Origin of the sequence: Kitasatospora sp. NPDC056184 (assembly GCF_042268405.1) — a bacterium.
GTDB lineage: Bacteria > Actinomycetota > Actinomycetes > Streptomycetales > Streptomycetaceae > Kitasatospora.
Genome location: NZ_JBHJUI010000026.1, coordinates 76256 through 91448, shown reverse-complemented (window position 1 = coordinate 91448; position 15193 = coordinate 76256). Strand labels below are relative to the sequence as shown.

Below are 15193 nucleotides of genomic sequence, written 5' to 3'. Positions count from 1 at the left end.
GTACTGGTTCCGCAACAGCCAGGGCCAGTGGCGCTGGACCTCGCACTACGACGTCTACCTGGACCGCACCGGCGGGGCCGGGGACCTGCGCGCGACGGGGCGCGGGAAGCGCGGAGGGGGCGCGCGCCCAAGGGGCGGACTCCGGTGCCCAGGGGTGCGCGATCCGGCGCGGCCGGGGTCGTACGGGAATCGTCGCAGGCCCTCTGACCTGGGCACATGCCCCTGACAAGCGGAACGGGGAACCGCCATGAGCGGGGGCGGCGTGGAGGTATGGGGACCGGCGCGGCAGGGGTACCACCTCGGGTGGCGCTGGTTCGACGGACGGGGGCGCCGCCCGGTGCGAACGGCGCCGGGGGAGGTCGAGAACATGGGGGCGTGAGTGATCGTCTGGGTCAATGGCACGTTCGGGGCGGGCAAGACGAGCGCCTGCCGCGCGTTGGTGGAACTGCTGCCCGGCAGCATGCTGTTCGATCCCGAGCTGGTCGGCTTCGGACTGCGCGCGATGCTGCCGGCCGACCGGATGGCGGCGGTGTCGGACTTCCAGGACCTGCCGGCCTGGCGCCGCCTGGTCCCCGAGACGGCGGCGGCGCTGCTCGGCGAGGTGACCGGGCCGCTGGTGGTCCCGATGACGCTGCTGCGGGAGGACTACCGGGACGAGATCTTCGGGTCGCTGGCCTCGAACGGCATCGCCGTGCACCACCTCGTCCTGGACCCTGAAGAAACGATCCTGCGCCAGCGCATAGCCCAGCGCGAGGAGATCCCTGACGACCCGGAGCGCAGCGAGCGGATCCGCCAGTGGTGCCTGGAGCACCTGCCGCGCTACCGCGCCGCCCGCCGCTGGCTGCGCCGCGACGCCCGGCTCGTCGACACCTCCGGCCTCACCCCGGGCGAGACCGCCGCCCGGCTGGCCCAGCTGGTGGGCGACGGCTCGGCCCGCTGTCCGATCGCGCAGACCCCCGACCCGACCGGGGACACCGTCGCGGCCGCCGTCCTGTTCTTCGACGAGCAGGACCGGGTGCTGCTCGTCGACCCGGTCTACAAGCCGGACTGGGAGTTCCCCGGCGGCGTCGTCGAGCGCGGCGAGGCGCCCACCGACGCCGCGCTCCGGGAGACCGCCGAGGAGCTCGGCCTGCGCCTCGACCCGGCCGCGCTGCGGCTGCTCGCCGTCGACTGGGAGCCGCGCACCGGCCCGCGCTGCGGCGGGCTGCGGCTGGTCTACGACGGCGGGCTGCTGGACGCCACCGCCCGGCAGGGGCTGCGGCTCCAGCAGGAGGAACTGCGCGGCTGGCGGTTCGTCGGACTGGAGGAGGCCGCCGGGCTGCTGCCCCCGACCCGGTACCGGCGGCTGGCGGCCGCGCTGGACGCCCGCCGCTGCGGGGAGCTGCGCTACCTGGAGGCCGGGCGCCGGGCCGGCGCGGGGCTGGCGTCGACCGCCGACGCGGCGTGAGCACGGGCGGCGCGCGCCCCGCGGCCGCCCCGGCCCCCGGGCGACGGCGCCCGCGGCGGGGCGGCAGGATGGCGGCATGCCGTTCACACTGAGCCACCCCGCCGCCGTGCTGCCCCTGCTGCGCGCGGCGGGGGAGCGCGGACCCCTGGTCGCGTCGGCGCTGGTCGCCGGGTCGCTGGCGCCCGACCTGCCGTTCTTCGCCGAGTCGCTGCTGCCCGGGGTGTACCGGCACGGCGGGACGACCCACCGCTGGTGGGCGGTGCCGACGGTGGACGTGGTGCTCGCGGCCGGGCTGGTGGCGGGCTGGCACGGGCTGGTGCGCGGACCGCTGGTCGCGCTGCTCCCGGGCCGGTGGGCGGGCGCGGCCGAGGCGCTGACGGTCCGCCGGGCCGGGCGGGGGCGGCCGTCGGGCGCGGACCTCGGGTGGTTCGCGCTCTCGGCGGCGGCCGGTGCGGCGAGCCACGTCGGCTGGGACGGCTTCACCCACGCCGGGCGGTTCGGGTCCCGGCTGCTGCCGGCGCTGGAGCGGCCGGTGGCGGGCGGCCCGCCGCTGTACGAGGTGCTGCAGTACGGCACCTCGGCGCCCGGGCTGGCCGCGGTGGCGGGGTACGCGGTGCGGGCGGCCCGGGCGGTGGAGCCGGTGCGCCCGGCCGTCGAGCTGTCGGACCGGGCCCGGCGGACGGGCGCGGCGGTGCTGGGGGCGGCCACCGCGGCGGGGGTGGTGCACCGGCTGGTGCCGCTGCGGCGCGGACCGCTCGCGGAGCTGTGCTTCGGGGCGGGGGCCGGCCTCGCGGTCGGCGCGGTCGGCTGGGCGCTGGGCCGGGCGGCCGTGGCGGGGGTGCGGGGGCGTACGGGGAGCGGTTCCCCACGGCGTACGGGCGCGCGGGCGCAGGTTCGCGCGGGCGGGTGGCTGCGCGGGGCCGGCGCGTAACGGCAGGGGCCGCGCCGTCACGGGCGGACGGCGCGGCCCCGGGCCCGTGGTGCGGGCGGGTGGCGGCGCGGGGCGGTGTGCCGGAGCGTCAGACGGAGCGCAGCTCGGCGTAGCGGCGCAGGAAGAGCGCCTCGGTGAGGGCCATCCGCTCCAGCTCCAGCGGGTCGACGCTCTCGTTGACGGCGTGGATCTGGGTGGTCGGCTCCTCGACGCCGATCAGGATGATCTCGGCCTCCGGGTAGAGGGTGCGCAGCGTGTTGCAGAGCGGGATCGAGCCGCCCTCGCCGGAGGCCACCATCGGGGTGCCGAAGGCCTCGGCCATCGCCTCGCCCATCGCCTCGTAGGCCGGGCCGGAGGTGTCGGCGCTGAACGCGGCGCCGTTGCCCTGCCGCTCCACGGTGACCCGGGCGCCGAACGGCACCTGGCCCTCCAGGTGGGCGACCAGCGCCTCCTGGGCGGCCGCGGTGTCCATGCCCGGCGGCACCCGCAGGCTGACCGAGGCCTTGGCGGAGGCCTGCACGGAGGAGGTCGCGCCGATCACCGGCGGGGCGTCGACGCCGAGGACGGTGACCGAGGGGCGGGCCCAGAGCCGGTCGGCGACGGTGCCGGTGCCGGTGAGCTCGACGCCGTCCAGCACCTTGGCGTCGGCGCGGAACTGCTCGTCGGGGTACTGCACGCCGCTCCAGCTCTGGCCGGTGGCCAGCCCGGCCACGGCGACGTCGCCGTTCTCGTCGTGCAGCGAGGCGAGCACCTTGACCAGCGCCTGCAGGGCGTCCGGGGCGGCGCCGCCGAAGGCGCCCGAGTGCAGGTTGCCGGCCAGCGTGCGGACCGAGACGTCGACCACGGTCATGCCGCGCAGCGAGGCGGTGACGGTGGGCAGGCCGGGGGCGAAGTTGCCGGTGTCGCCGATCACGATGGCGTCGGCGGCGAGCAGCTCGGGGTGGGCCTCGGCGTAGCGCTCCAGGCCGCCGGTGCCCTGCTCCTCCGAGCCCTCGACGATGACCTTCAGCCCGACCGGGTAGCCGCCGTCCGCCTGGCGCAGCGCCCGAAGGGCCGTCAGGTGCATCAGGATGTTGCCCTTGCAGTCGGCGGCGCCGCGCCCGTACCAGCGGCCGTCGCGCTCGGTGAGCTGGAAGGCGGGGCTGAGCCAGGCGTCCTCGTCGAGCGGCGGCTGGACGTCGTAGTGCGAGTAGAGCAGCACGGTCGGGGCGCCGGCCGGGCCGGGGAGCTCGCCGTAGACGGACTGGGTGCCGTCGGGGGTGTCCAGCAGCCGGATGTTCGTCAGGCCCTCGGCGGCGAAGGCGTCGGCGACCCAGCGGGCGGCCTTCTCGCACTCCTCGACCGGGAACTGGCGCGGGTCGGCGACCGAGGGGAAGGCGACCAGGTCGGCGAGGTCGGTGCGGGCGCGGTCCATGAGGGACCGGACGGCGTCGGCCAGGGGCTGCTGCGGCATCGGTGCTCCGGGGGGCTGGTCCGTCCGAGGGGGTGGTGCGGGCGAACGGTGTTGACGGGGGGTAGTGCCGATCATAGGCGGAGCCGGGCGGGGGCCGTCGGGGGCCTTCGGGGGAGCGTCCCAGGGCGGCGCACCGGACCCGGCCGACCGGTGGTTCGGTCGCGCGTTCGGGGTGGTGCGGCCGACGGCGGCGGGGGCGGCCGCATAGGATTGCTGCCCGTGACTGACTCCGGAAGCCCCGATACTCGCAGCCCGCTCGACGCCGAGGCCGACGGGCCGGACCGGCCGGACCCGCTGGACGGCGTCTGGGACGTCGTCGTGGTCGGCGCCGGACCGGCCGGCGCCTCCGCCGCGCACGCCGCGGCCGTGCAGGGCCGGCGCGTGCTGCTGCTCGACAAGGCCGAGCACCCCCGGTACAAGACCTGCGGCGGCGGCATCATCGGCCCCTCCCGGGACAGCCTGCCGCCGGACTTCAGACTGCCGCTCCAGGACCGGGTGCACGCCGTCACCTTCGCGTACCGCGGCCGGTTCGCCCGGACCAGGCGCTCCCGGCAGATGCTGTTCGGCCTGGTCAACCGGGACGAGTTCGACCTGCGCCTGGTCCAGGCGGCCAAGCAGGCCGGGGCGGTGCTGGTCACCGGAGTGACCGTCACCGGGGTCGAGCAGCGCGGCGGCGAGCACCGGACGGCGCTGGTCACCGCCTCCGACGGGCGCGGCTTCGAGGCGCGCGCGGTGGTCGGCGCGGACGGCAGCGCGAGCCGGATCGGCCGGCACGTCGGCGTCTCCTTCGACCAGATCGACCTCGGCCTGGAGGCGGAGATCCCCGTCCCGGCGGACGTCGCCGCCGACTGGGCGGGCCGGATCCACCTCGACTGGGGCCCGCTGCCCGGCAGTTACGGCTGGGTGTTCCCGAAGACCGAGTCCAGCAGCCTGACCGTCGGGGTGATCTCGGCGCGCGGCGACGGCGAGCGGACCAAGCAGTACCTGGCCGACTACATCCGGCGGCTGGGCCTGTCGGGCTTCCCGCCGAGCGTGGAGTCCGGGCACCTGACCCGCTGCCGGGCCGACGACTCGCCGCTGTCGCGCGGCCGGGTCCTGGTGGCCGGCGACGCGGCGGGCCTGCTGGAGCCGTGGACCCGCGAGGGCATCTCGTACGCGCTGCGCTCGGGCCGGCTGGCCGGGGAGTGGGCGGTGAAGGTGGCCGAGGCGGGCACGGCGGCCGAGGTCCGGCGCGAGGCGCTGAACTACGCGTTCGCGATCAAGGCGGGCCTGGGGGTGGAGATGCGGGCCGGCAAGCAGATGCTGAACGCCTTCGAGCGCCGGCCCTACCTGTTCCACGCGGCGGTCTGCCTGGTCGACCCGGCGTGGCGGGCGTTCGCCCGGACCACCCAGGGGCACACCACCTTCGCCCAGGTGCTGCGGCAGTACCGCTCGGCGCGGCGGCTCGCCGCGCTCGCCTCGCGCTGAACCGGCGGGCAACGGCGTGACGCCGGGCCGGACGGGTGGTTCCCGTCCGGCCCGGCGTGCGCGGATCACCGGGGCGACAGGGGCTACCTGAGGCCGCCGTCGACCGCGTTGATCAGGGTGCCGCCCGGGGTGTCACCGGTCATGTCCCAGATCATCGCGCCGAGCAGGCCCTTCGATTTCAGCCAGGCCGTCTTCTTGGTGATCGACCAGGCGTCGTCGAAGGTCCACCACTGTCCGCCCGCTCCGGTGTAGCCGTAGGTCGCCACCGACTGTTCGTCGTGGTAGACGGAGAGGTTGGGGAAGGTGGTGAGCAGGTTGTTGTACCCGCGGGTGCCGGCCTCCTCGGCGAACTGGCCGGGGGCGGCGCCGGTGGCGCTCTGCCACTCGCCCTTGACCCCGCCGTCCGCGACGCCCTGCCAGCCGCGGCCGTAGAAGGCCAGGCCGATGGTGAGCTTGCGCGGGTTGACCCCGGCGTCCAGGTAGGGCTTGACGGCCCCCTCGACGCTGAAGTGCGTGGTGTACGGGTCCTGGGCGTCCACGTAGAGGTTGCCCTGGTGGCCGGCGCGGTTGGGCTCCCACGAGTTGTCGCTGCCGGCGCCGTGGAAGTCGTAGCCCTGGATGTTGGCGATGTCCAGGTAGTTGAAGATCTTCGAGAGGTCCCAGCCCTGGTTGATCTTGACCGGGTCGGCCGGGGTGAAGGCGGTCAGCAGCTTGTGCGAGCCGCCGAGCGCGTCCAGCTGCTTGCGGAACTCGGCGAGCAGCGCGGTCAGGTTGTCCTTGTCGTTGGCGCTGTAGTGGTTGCCGGCGTGGCCGTCGGGCGAGCCGGGCCACTCCCAGTCGATGTCGATGCCGTCGAAGATGCCGGCCGCGACGCCGTCACCGCCCGCGCCGTTGTAGGCCGGCAGGTTGCCCTTGATCCAGATGTCGATGCAGGACTTGACGAACTTCTGCCGGGACGCGTCGGTGGCCGCCGCGTCGGAGAAGTACTTGGAGTACGTCCAGCCGCCGAGCGAGGCGACGACCTTCAGGTGCGGGTACTTGGCCTTGAGCTTCTTCAGCTGGTTGAAGTTGCCGCGCAGCTTGCCCCAGCCGTCGTCCGCCACGCCGTCGATCGACTGGGCGGCGCTCATCGGGCGGGCGTAGTCGGCGTCGGCGTCGCCGGCACCGGTGCCCTGGTCGGGGTCCTGCGGGTTGGACGTGGTGCCCCTGGTGACGCCCGCCATGCAGGTGAGGTTGACCGGGTCGATGTTCTCGAAGGCGTAGTTGATGACGTCGAGCTTGGCCGCGCTGCCCGAGGTGTCGAGGTTCTTCACGAAGTACTGGCGTCCGTAGATGCCCCACTGGGTGAAGTAGCCCACCCGGGCGTACTTGCCGGCGCCGACCAGGTCGGAGGTGGTGACCTTGAGCGCGGTCGAGGCGGGGGAGGCGTTGTCGGCGCCGTCCCGGGCCTTGACGGTGAAGGTGTAGGAGGTGGACGGGGAGAGGCTGCTCACGGTGGTCGTCAGGGTGGAGCCGGTGACCGTGCGGACCAGCGTGCCGTCCTGGTAGACGTCGTACGCGGCGACCTTCAGGTTGTCGGTGGCGGCGTTCCAGGCGAGCGTCACGTCGCTCGAACCCACCGCGGTGGTGCGGAGGTTGGTGGGCGCGGTGGGCGGCGTCGGGTCGGTGGACGGGTCGAAGGTGGAGGCGGTGACCGGCGCGCTCGCCGGACCGAGGTTGCCGCGGGTGTCCTTGGCGCGGACCGTCAGCGTGTAGCTGGTCGCCGGGGTGAGGCCGGTGACCACGGTGTCGGTGGTGGTGCTGCTGCCGACCACGGTGCTGCCGTTCAGCACGTCGTAGGAGGCGACCGGGAAGTCGCCGCCGGTCGCGGCGGGCCACTTCAGCGCGAGCGTGTGGGCGGTCGAGTCGGTCACCGTCGGGGTGCCCGGGGCGGACGGCAGGACGTCCGAACTGCCGTCGCACTTGTCGCCGTTGATCCGGCAGCCGGTCGGCGTGCCGATCGGGCCGTTGGCGACGAACCAGAAGCTGTACGGCTCGGTGGTCTTCCCGGCGGGGACGTTGGCGTTGTAGAACGCGGCGACGGCGGTGACGTGGCGGCCGTTGACCGTCGCGGTGCCGTTGTAGCTGTTCTGGATGGTCACACCGGCCGGGAGGTCGAACTCCAGGGTCCAGCCGTTGACGGCGGTGGTGTTGTCGTTCCTGACGATGTAGGTGCCCTTCCACCAGGAGCCGCTGTTCTCGCTGGTGAAGGCGGCGGTGAGCTTGCCGGCCGCGTTGGCCGGGGTGGCCAGGGCGGTGATCGCGGCCAGGGGGAGGAGCAGGACGGAGAACAGCGCGAGCAGCCTGTGGCGGCCTCGGCGCGTGCGGGATCGAACGGACATGGTTCTCCCTGCGACTGTGGGGGTTGGACAGGGTGACGCCGAACCGTACGGGGGTGGTGCGGGGGTCGTGACATGCCCGCCGCCGTGGGGAGACGGGGGCATGGGCACTGTAGGAGGTACAGACCAATGCGTCAACAGGTCTGTACCATTGAGGAGTTGGCCGGGCCCGGCGGACCGGTGCTTCAGCTGCGGCGCGGCTCGCCGCAGAGCTCGTCGCCGAGCGGACTGCGGGCGTACAGCACCGAGCGGCCGTGCCGCGCCCGGGTGACCAGGCCGGTGGCGTGCAGCACCGCCAGGTGCTGGCTGACCGCGCCCGGGGTGACGCCCAGCCGGTAGGCGAGGTCGGTGGTGGAGCCCGGTTCGGCCAGCAGCGCCAGCAGCCGGGCCTTGGGCGCGCCGAGCAGCCGCTCCAGCGCGCGCGGGGTCGCCGGCGGGCGCGGTCCGGCCATCCCCGCCTGGCCGCGGGCCGGGTAACTGACCTGCGGGGCGCGGTCGTTGCTGATCATCGTGATCGCGCCGCGGGCGAAGAAGGTCGGCACCAGGACCAGCCCCCGCCCGTCCACCGTGATCTCCTCGTCCCAGGCGGACCAGTGCCGGTTGATCGCGAGGATGCCGTCCGCCCAGTGCAGCCGGTGGTCGAGGTCGGCGAAGAGCGCCGCCGCGCCCTGCTGCGCCAGCACCCGCGCCCGGTAGACCAGGTCCGCCTCCAGCACAGCCCGTGCCTGCGGCCACCAGGCGGGCGCCAGGCAGTGCTCCCAGTACTCCTCCAGGGCGTCCGCGATCCGGGCCAGCAGCCGGGCCGGATCGGCCAGGCCGTCCGCCAGTACGGCGGGCATCGGCCGGGGATCCAGCAGGAAGGCCAGCTCCAGCTCCGGCCGCAACTGCTCGGGCGGCAGCGCCCGGACGGTGGCCAGCTCGCTGCGGAAGTCCGGGGAGGGGGTGACCGGACGGGGCGTCAGGAAGTCCGGGACCCAGCGGCTGGCGGAGACCAGGGAGAGCAGCAGGTTCCGGTCCGGCAGCCGTTCGAAGGCGGGCCGGAGCCGTTCGAAGGCGGGGGACTGCAGGTGGTAGACGCCCGGGTGGGTCCACATCCGCAGACTGAGCGCGGCCTCCTGGATCGGCGAGCAGGCGAACCAGGTGGTGGCGAGATCCGCCAGATCGAGCTTGAACCGGTGCACGCCGTCCCCCCTGACGTTTTAGGGCGAGCCTAAATCAGTACGGCTCGGGGGCCGTGCCGGGGTGGGATCGTGGGCATGACCACCCCACCGGCGGCGAACGCCGCACCGAGCCCCGCGCTGCCCGCGTCCAGGGCCTCCCGCCTGCTGCACCCCGACCCGACGGTGCGCCGGCTCGCCCGGATCACCCTGTTCAACACCCTCGGCAGCGGCCTCTCACTCTCCGTCGGGGTGCTGTTCTTCACCCGCTACCTCGGCCTGAGCGCGGCGCAGCTCGGCCTCGCGCTCACCGCCGCCGGGCTCTGCGGGGTGCTCGCGAGCGTCCCCGCCGGGCGCGCCGCCGACCGCTGGGGGAGCCGACCGATCCTGGTGGCGCTGGTCGCGCTCACCGGCCTCGGCACCGCCGGCTACACCGCGGTCGGCGGCTACCCGGCGTTCGTGGCGCTCGCCTGCCTGGTCGCCGCCGCCGACCGGGGCGCGGCCGCCGTGCGCAACGCCCTCTACGCCGAGGTGCTGCCGGCCGACAAGCGGGTGGCCGGGCGGGCCTATCTGCGGGTGGTGACCAACGTCGGGCTCGGCCTGGGCACCGGCGTCGGCGCGATCGCGCTCCAGGTGGACTCGCGCCCCGGCTATCTGGCGGCGATCCTGGCCGACGCGGTCTCGTACCTGGCGGTCGCGGTGATGTTCCACCGGATGCCGGTGCCGGGCCGCGCGGGCGGGGCGGAGGCGACGGGCGGGGCGGAGACGGCGGGCAGTGAGCGGGGCGAGGCGCGGCCGGCCCGGGAGCGCAACCCGGCGCTGCGGGACGGGCCGTTCCTGTTGGTGACCGCGCTCAGCGCGGTACTCGCCCTGCAGTTCGCGCTGCTGGAGGTCGGCGTGCCGCTGTGGATCGTCCAGCAGACCGACGCGCCCCGGATCACCGTGGCCGCCACCCTGGTCGTCAACACCGTGCTGGTCATCGCGTTCCAGGTCCGCGCCACCCGGGGCACCGAGCACCCGGCCGCCGCCGCGCGGGCCTGCGGCCGGGCCGGGCTGATCCTGGCCGCCTCCTGCCTGGTGATCGCCCTCGCCCACGGCGCGCCCGCCGCGATCGCCGCCGTGGTGGTGCTCGCCGGCGTCGGGCTCCAGGCGGTCGGCGAGGTCCTGGGCCAGGCGGGCACCTGGGCGCTCAGCTACGACCTGGCCGGCGAACGGGCCCACGGCGCCTACCAGGGCGTCTTCAACGCGGGCACCGCCGCCGCCCTGATGATCGGCCCGGCCGTCGTCTCGACGGTCGTCATCGGCCACGGCCCGGCCGGCTGGGCCGCCCTCGGCGCCCTGCTCGCCGGCGCGGGCCTCGCGATGGGCCCCGCCGTCCGGTGGGCCCGGCGGCGGAGCGGGGCGGCGGTGCGCTGAGGGCCTACTCCGGGACGACCGCGAAGGCCTCGATCTCCATCAGCACCTCGGGCAGGAACAGCGCGGCGACCTGCATCGCCGAGGACGCGGGCAGCGGCAGGTCCCCGAGCGCCTCGTTGCGGGCCTCGCGGACGGCGGGCATGTACGCCATGTCGGTGACGAAGTACGTCAGCTTGACGACGTGCGAGAAGTCCGCCCCCGCCGCCGCCAGACAGCGCCGCAGGTTCTCGAACACCTGCCGCGCCTGCGCCTGCGGGTCCCCCTCCCCGACCAGCCGCCGCTCCTCGTCGAACGCCACCTGCCCCGACACGGCCACCAGCCGCCCGCTCCCGCTGACGACCTGCGTGTACCCCGTCCCCGGAGCGACCCCGGGCGGCTCGGCGATGTGGGTGAGAGGGGCGGCGTTCCGCTGCGATTCCATGGTCATGCGCCCATCGTGGCCGATGCCCGATCACCGCACCACGCGTTTACGGTCGGACGGAGGGTGCGCTGCTCCCGGACCAGACGCTGCTGGTGGTGGAGGTCGGCTCGCCGTCGAACGCGGAGACCGATCGGACGGTCAAGCGCCGCCGCTACGGCCAGTACGGGGCGCCGCTCCACCTGCTGGTCGACCGCCAGGCCCGCACCTGCACGCTGTTCAGCGAGCCCACCCGGCTCGGCTACGCCGTGGAGGACGGGCCGCATCCCTTCGGGGCGCCGGTCCGGCTGCCGGAGCCGTTCGGCCTCGCCCTCGACACGGCGCGGCTCTGATCCGCTCCGGGCCTCCGAGGGGGCTGGTCCGGGGGAGGGCGGGCATGTCAGAGTCGTGCGGGCGCGCGCGGCTCACGGGCGGCGGGCGTTCGTTCCGACCCACCCTCAGCCGGAAAGCAGGACCGCACCGATGACCAGCGAAGCGCCCCTCGTTCGTGTCGCCACCGAGGACGCCGTCACCACCCTGACGCTCGACTCGCCGCACAACCGCAACGCCCTCTCCACCCGGCTGATGGCCGAGCTGACGGCCGGGCTCGCCGGGGCGGCGGCCGATCCGGAGGTGCGGGCGGTGGTGCTGACGCACGCGGGCAAGGTGTTCTGCGCGGGGGCGGACCTCTCGGAGGCGACGGGTGCCGATCCGACGGTCGGGCCGCGCGGGCTGGTCGACCTCCAGCGGGCCGTCGTGGACTGCGCCAAGCCGGTGATCGCCGTGATCCACGGGCACGTCCGGGCCGGCGGGCTCGGGCTGGTCGGCGCGGCCGACCTGGCGCTCGCCGGGCCGGCCGCCACCTTCGCGTTCACCGAGGTCCGGCTCGGGCTCGCGCCGGCCGTCATCTCGCTGCCGCTGCGCCCGAAGCTGGATCCGCGCGCGGCCTCCCGCTACTACCTGACCGGCGAGGTCTTCGACGCCGTCGAGGCCGCCCGGATCGGCCTGGTCACGCAGGCCGTCGACGCGCCGGAGGCGGCCGAGGTCGCGCTCAAGGGCCTGCTGGACGCCCTGCGGCTGGGTTCGCCGCAGGGCCTCGCGCAGTCCAAGCGGCTCGCCAACGCCGAGGTGGTGCGCTCCTTCGAGCGGGACGCCGACGAGCTGGTGGAGCTGTCGGCGCGGCTGTTCGGCTCGGAGGAGGCGCAGGAGGGCATGCGCGCGTTCCTGGAGAAGCGCCCGGCGCGCTGGGTGCGCTGACCCGCCGCCTCCGCGCGGCTCAGCCGATGGCCGCGGCCTCGCGCCACAGGTCGAGCAGCGAGTCGTCCCCGGCGGTGGCCACCCGTCCGCCGTCCGGCAGACGGTTCCAGAGCAGCAGGTAGAGGTCGCGGGCCGGGCCGGTGAGCGTCAGGTCGGCCGGCCGCTCGGCGTGCTCGACGGTGATCGGCTCCGGGCTGATGGTCAGCAGCCATCGGCCCGGGCCGTCGCTCGCGCTGACCTGCAGTGTGCGCGGGTGCTCGCTGCGGACCTTGGAGCGGCCGAGGGTCAGGAAGCCGGCCAGCAGCTCGTCGATGCCGTCGTGGGCGAACTCCGGGTCGGCGTGCGGCCCCTCGACACCCGCCGCCGCGTCGGCGTCGACCCGGTGCACGGCCGTCTCGTGCGCCTGCCGGCGGGCCCAGAACGCGAGCGGGCTCGGTGCCGGGAGGAAGGTCCAGCAGTCCAGGTCGGCCGGGGCGGCGGTGAGCGTGTCGACCAGCGTGGCGTGGCCGGTGCGGAACCAGGCGACCAGGTCGGCGTCGTCCGGCTCCGGCCCCCAGGCGGCCTGCTGCCGTTCGGCGTCCATCGGGGCGGTCAGCCGGTCGCGGACGGTGCCGGTCACCCAGCGGTGCACCTGGCCGACGTGCAGGACGAGGTCGCGCAGCTGCCACTCCGGGCAGGTCGGGACCGGGGTGGCGAGGTCGGTGCGGGCGGCGGCGTCCGCGAGCAGGGCGCCCTCGCGGCGCAGGGCGTCGAGGTGCGTGGTGATCTCCATGACGGTGAGTCTGGCAGCAGCGGCGGATTCCGGACACCGCTTTTCGAACAGGGTTTCGAGAAGTTTTGTGGCGTGTGACCTTGGCCGCCCTCCCGCCGGGCGGGCGCTACGGGCCGGTAACGTGAGCGCATGTCGATCACGCGTTCCCTGTTCAGCGCCGCCCGGGCGGGTGGCCGGCGAGCCGCGGGCCGGCTCGTCCACCGGGGCTGGCAGTGGGTGCAGCGGGCCGGCGCGGTGTCCAGCGAGAACCCGGGGCCGTACCGGTTCCGCGAGCTGGGCGCGGGGACGAAGCTGACCTTCCCGCTCGGCGCGGTCTTCAACGAGCAGTGGATCACCATCGGGCCGTTCTCGATCATCGGCGAGCGGGTGACCATCAGCGCGGGCTTCCTGCCCGGGCTCGACCTCGGCCCCGAGCCGATCGTGCGGATCGGCGGCGGCTGTGTGATCGGCCGGGACAGCCACATCGTCGGCCACCAGTCGATCGTGCTCGGTGACGACGTGTGGACGGGCCCGGGCGTCTACATATCCGACCAGGCGCACGAGTACCGGGCCACCGATCTGCCGATCGGCAAGCAGTGGCCGCGCAACGAGCCGGTGGAGATCGGCTCCGGCAGTTGGATCGGCACCGGCGCGGTGATCCTGCCGGGCGCCCGGCTGGGCCGCAACGTGGTCGTCGCGGCCGGCTCGGTGGTGCGCGGCGAGGTGCCGGACCACACCGTGGTCGCGGGCGCCCCGGCCAGGGCCGTCCGCCGGTGGACGCCGGAGGAGGGCTGGCAGCCGCCGTTCCGCAACGAGCCGCCGCGGCCGCTGCCGGACGACGTGACGGTCGCGCAACTGCGGGCGCTGGCCGGGTGGGACCTGCGGCTGCCGGGCGAGCCGGGGGCCTGAGCGGGCCCGGGCGGCTCGGCGGGTGTGCGCGGGCGGGACCGCGCGGCCCCGCGTCCGCCCGGCCTCCGGGCCGTGCTGGGCAACGCGGGGGCCGCGCGGTAGCCTCGCCCTGCCGCACCGCGGGTGCTGTCAGGGGAACGACCGGCCCGGGGGGACTGGTGACCGAACAACCCGACACCAAGGGGACGGAGGCCGAGGAGGCCGTCCCGCCCCGCCTCTCGACCGCCGCCACCAGGACGTTCGGCGTGCTGACCGTCCTGGCCGTCGCGGTGTGCGTGGTCCTGGCCGTCCGGCGTCCGTGGAACGGCTCCGGCGATCCGCTGCTGGTCCGGGCGGTGGCGGTCGCCCTCGGGTTCGCCGCGCTGCGGGTGCTCGCCTGCTTCCGCGCGCCGCGCGCGGCGGCACCGGTCGACCGGGCCGACCCGGGCCCGCCCCGCCCCACCCCCGGTGAACTGCGCGGCGCCGCCCGGCTGATCCGCCGTCGGGCCTGGCGCCGCGGCCTGGGCGCCGGCGCGCTCACCCTGCTCACGGTCGCCGCCGTCCCCGCCCTGGTCGCCCCGTTCAGCGGCGCTCCCGAGGAGGCGGCCGGACGACTGGTCGCCCTCGAAGCGGCGGGCGCGCGCTGGGACGCGTTCGAGATCCTGCCCCCGGTGGTCAACGGCGACCCGCTGCCCGCCTACCCGCGCCACACCCCGTACCGGCTGGGCCCGGTCGACGGGACCTCCGGCGAACCGATCGACCTCGACCGCTCGGACGCCGTGGACGGTCTGGCCGTCGGCACCCGGCTGCGGGTCCTGCACGTCCCGGGCGGGACCTGGCCCGGGCCGCTCGCCGAGCGCGAGATCGAGCCCTTCCTGGAGCCCGCCCCGCTGCGGCGCGTGGCCGGGGCGGTCTGGGCGTCCGTCGCCCTCGCCGCCGGCCTGATCGGGCTGGCCGCCGGCCGCGCCTGGTACAGCACGCCAGGCCGCTCGGGGAGCGAGGCCTTCCTGACCGGACCGCTGCACTGGGCCCGGGTGCGCGTTCCTGGTACCACGGTCGAGGCGGTCCGCACCGACATCGAGCCCGAGCCGGGGGAGGAGCCCGCGACCGAGGCCCGGATGCTCCTGGAGCCCGCTCCCGGCGCCCGCCGGGCGGGCGAGACGGCCCCGGCCCCCGAAGAGCTGCAGTGCAGCGCCCTCGGGGCCGGGCGCGGCCACCTCACCCCCGCCACCGGCTGGCTCGCCCGGAAGCCGGGCAGCGGGCGGGCGATGCTCGTCCTCGACGACGGCACGACCGTCTGGGCCACCGTTCCGGGCCCGGCCGAGGCCCCACCGGAGGACACCGCCCCCGCGGACGCCGTCGCGGACGGGGCCGACCGCGGGTCCGCCCCGCGCGTCCTCGCCCCGACGCCCGGCGTCCAGCACCCGTGGGGCAGCGCCCTCCTGCTCGGCGCCGCGGGCTGGCCGGCGGGCCTGCTGCTCCACCGCCTGCTCACCGACCCCGGCGCGATCGTGCCGGCCAAGCGCTTCGCCGGGGAGCTGATCGGCGTCCCCCTGCTCGTCGGCCTCGGGCTGTTCGCCGTGCTGCTGGTGGCCGGCCTCGTGATCACCGTGATCGCGCGCTTCTCCGACTAGCTAGCCGGCCAGTCCGG

12 protein-coding genes and 1 pseudogene are annotated in these 15193 nt (G+C 75.6%); 8 read left to right on the top strand and 5 right to left on the bottom strand.

Annotation, left to right across the window (positions count from 1 at the left end; translation table 11 throughout):
• Positions 1 to 379 precede the first annotated feature (379 nt).
• Both ACFC0B_RS34295 and ACFC0B_RS34290 read left to right on the top strand, forming a co-directional pair.
• Positions 380 to 1447: an NUDIX domain-containing protein gene (locus ACFC0B_RS34295; RefSeq protein ID WP_376095020.1), complete on the top strand. Its 1068-nt coding sequence runs from the start codon at positions 380 to 382 to the stop codon at positions 1445 to 1447.
• Positions 1448 to 1523: 76 nt separating this feature from the next.
• Positions 1524 to 2378 (top strand): DUF4184 family protein, encoded by an 855-nt coding sequence (locus ACFC0B_RS34290; protein WP_376095017.1) that lies wholly within the window; start codon positions 1524 to 1526, stop codon positions 2376 to 2378.
• Between the two features lie 88 nt (positions 2379 to 2466).
• Here ACFC0B_RS34290 and ACFC0B_RS34285 read toward each other — a convergent pair whose 3' ends face one another.
• Positions 2467 to 3831, bottom strand: a complete 1365-nt coding sequence (locus tag ACFC0B_RS34285) for a dipeptidase (protein WP_376095014.1) — start codon at positions 3829 to 3831, stop codon at positions 2467 to 2469.
• Between the two features lie 219 nt (positions 3832 to 4050).
• Between ACFC0B_RS34285 and ACFC0B_RS34280 the strand changes: the two genes are divergently transcribed.
• Positions 4051 to 5298, top strand: coding sequence for a geranylgeranyl reductase family protein (locus ACFC0B_RS34280; protein WP_376095011.1), 1248 nt, complete (start codon positions 4051 to 4053; stop codon positions 5296 to 5298).
• A gap of 83 nt (positions 5299 to 5381) precedes the next feature.
• Here the strand turns inward: ACFC0B_RS34280 and ACFC0B_RS34275 are convergent, their stop codons facing one another.
• On the bottom strand, positions 5382 to 7679 hold the full coding sequence (locus ACFC0B_RS34275) for a glycosyl hydrolase family 18 protein (protein WP_376095008.1): 2298 nt from the start codon (positions 7677 to 7679) through the stop codon (positions 5382 to 5384).
• Positions 7680 to 7861: 182 nt separating this feature from the next.
• Positions 7862 to 8857: an ArsR/SmtB family transcription factor gene (locus ACFC0B_RS34270; RefSeq protein ID WP_376095005.1), complete on the bottom strand. Its 996-nt coding sequence runs from the start codon at positions 8855 to 8857 to the stop codon at positions 7862 to 7864.
• Positions 8858 to 8932: 75 nt separating this feature from the next.
• Between ACFC0B_RS34270 and ACFC0B_RS34265 the strand changes: the two genes are divergently transcribed.
• A complete protein-coding gene (locus tag ACFC0B_RS34265; RefSeq protein ID WP_376095002.1) occupies positions 8933 to 10249 on the top strand; it encodes an MFS transporter in 1317 nt (438 codons plus the stop codon).
• Between the two features lie 4 nt (positions 10250 to 10253).
• On the opposite strand, the gene ACFC0B_RS34260 is transcribed toward ACFC0B_RS34265, so the two are convergent.
• Positions 10254 to 10676, bottom strand: a complete 423-nt coding sequence (locus tag ACFC0B_RS34260) for a RidA family protein (RefSeq protein ID WP_376094999.1) — start codon at positions 10674 to 10676, stop codon at positions 10254 to 10256.
• Between the two features lie 59 nt (positions 10677 to 10735).
• On the opposite strand from ACFC0B_RS34260, the pseudogene ACFC0B_RS34255 reads away from it, so the two are divergent.
• Both ACFC0B_RS34255 and ACFC0B_RS34250 read left to right on the top strand, forming a co-directional pair.
• Positions 10736 to 10999 (top strand): annotated as a pseudogene (locus ACFC0B_RS34255) (Uma2 family endonuclease); the annotation flags it as partial.
• Positions 11000 to 11129: 130 nt separating this feature from the next.
• A complete protein-coding gene (locus ACFC0B_RS34250; RefSeq protein WP_376094996.1) occupies positions 11130 to 11903 on the top strand; it encodes an enoyl-CoA hydratase family protein in 774 nt (257 codons plus the stop codon).
• A gap of 19 nt (positions 11904 to 11922) precedes the next feature.
• Here ACFC0B_RS34250 and ACFC0B_RS34245 read toward each other — a convergent pair whose 3' ends face one another.
• Complete coding sequence (locus ACFC0B_RS34245; RefSeq protein ID WP_376094993.1) at positions 11923 to 12675, bottom strand: maleylpyruvate isomerase family mycothiol-dependent enzyme; 753 nt, start codon at positions 12673 to 12675, stop codon at positions 11923 to 11925.
• A 129-nt stretch (positions 12676 to 12804) separates the two neighbouring features.
• On the opposite strand from ACFC0B_RS34245, the gene ACFC0B_RS34240 reads away from it, so the two are divergent.
• Together ACFC0B_RS34240 and ACFC0B_RS34235 are read left to right on the top strand one after the other, a co-directional pair.
• Positions 12805 to 13563: an acyltransferase gene (locus tag ACFC0B_RS34240; RefSeq protein ID WP_376094990.1), complete on the top strand. Its 759-nt coding sequence runs from the start codon at positions 12805 to 12807 to the stop codon at positions 13561 to 13563.
• 158 nt (positions 13564 to 13721) lie between these two features.
• Positions 13722 to 15176 carry a hypothetical protein gene (locus ACFC0B_RS34235; protein ID WP_376094987.1) on the top strand — a complete coding sequence of 485 codons (1455 nt, stop codon included), beginning with the start codon at positions 13722 to 13724 and terminating at the stop codon, positions 15174 to 15176.
• Positions 15177 to 15193 lie beyond the last annotated feature (17 nt).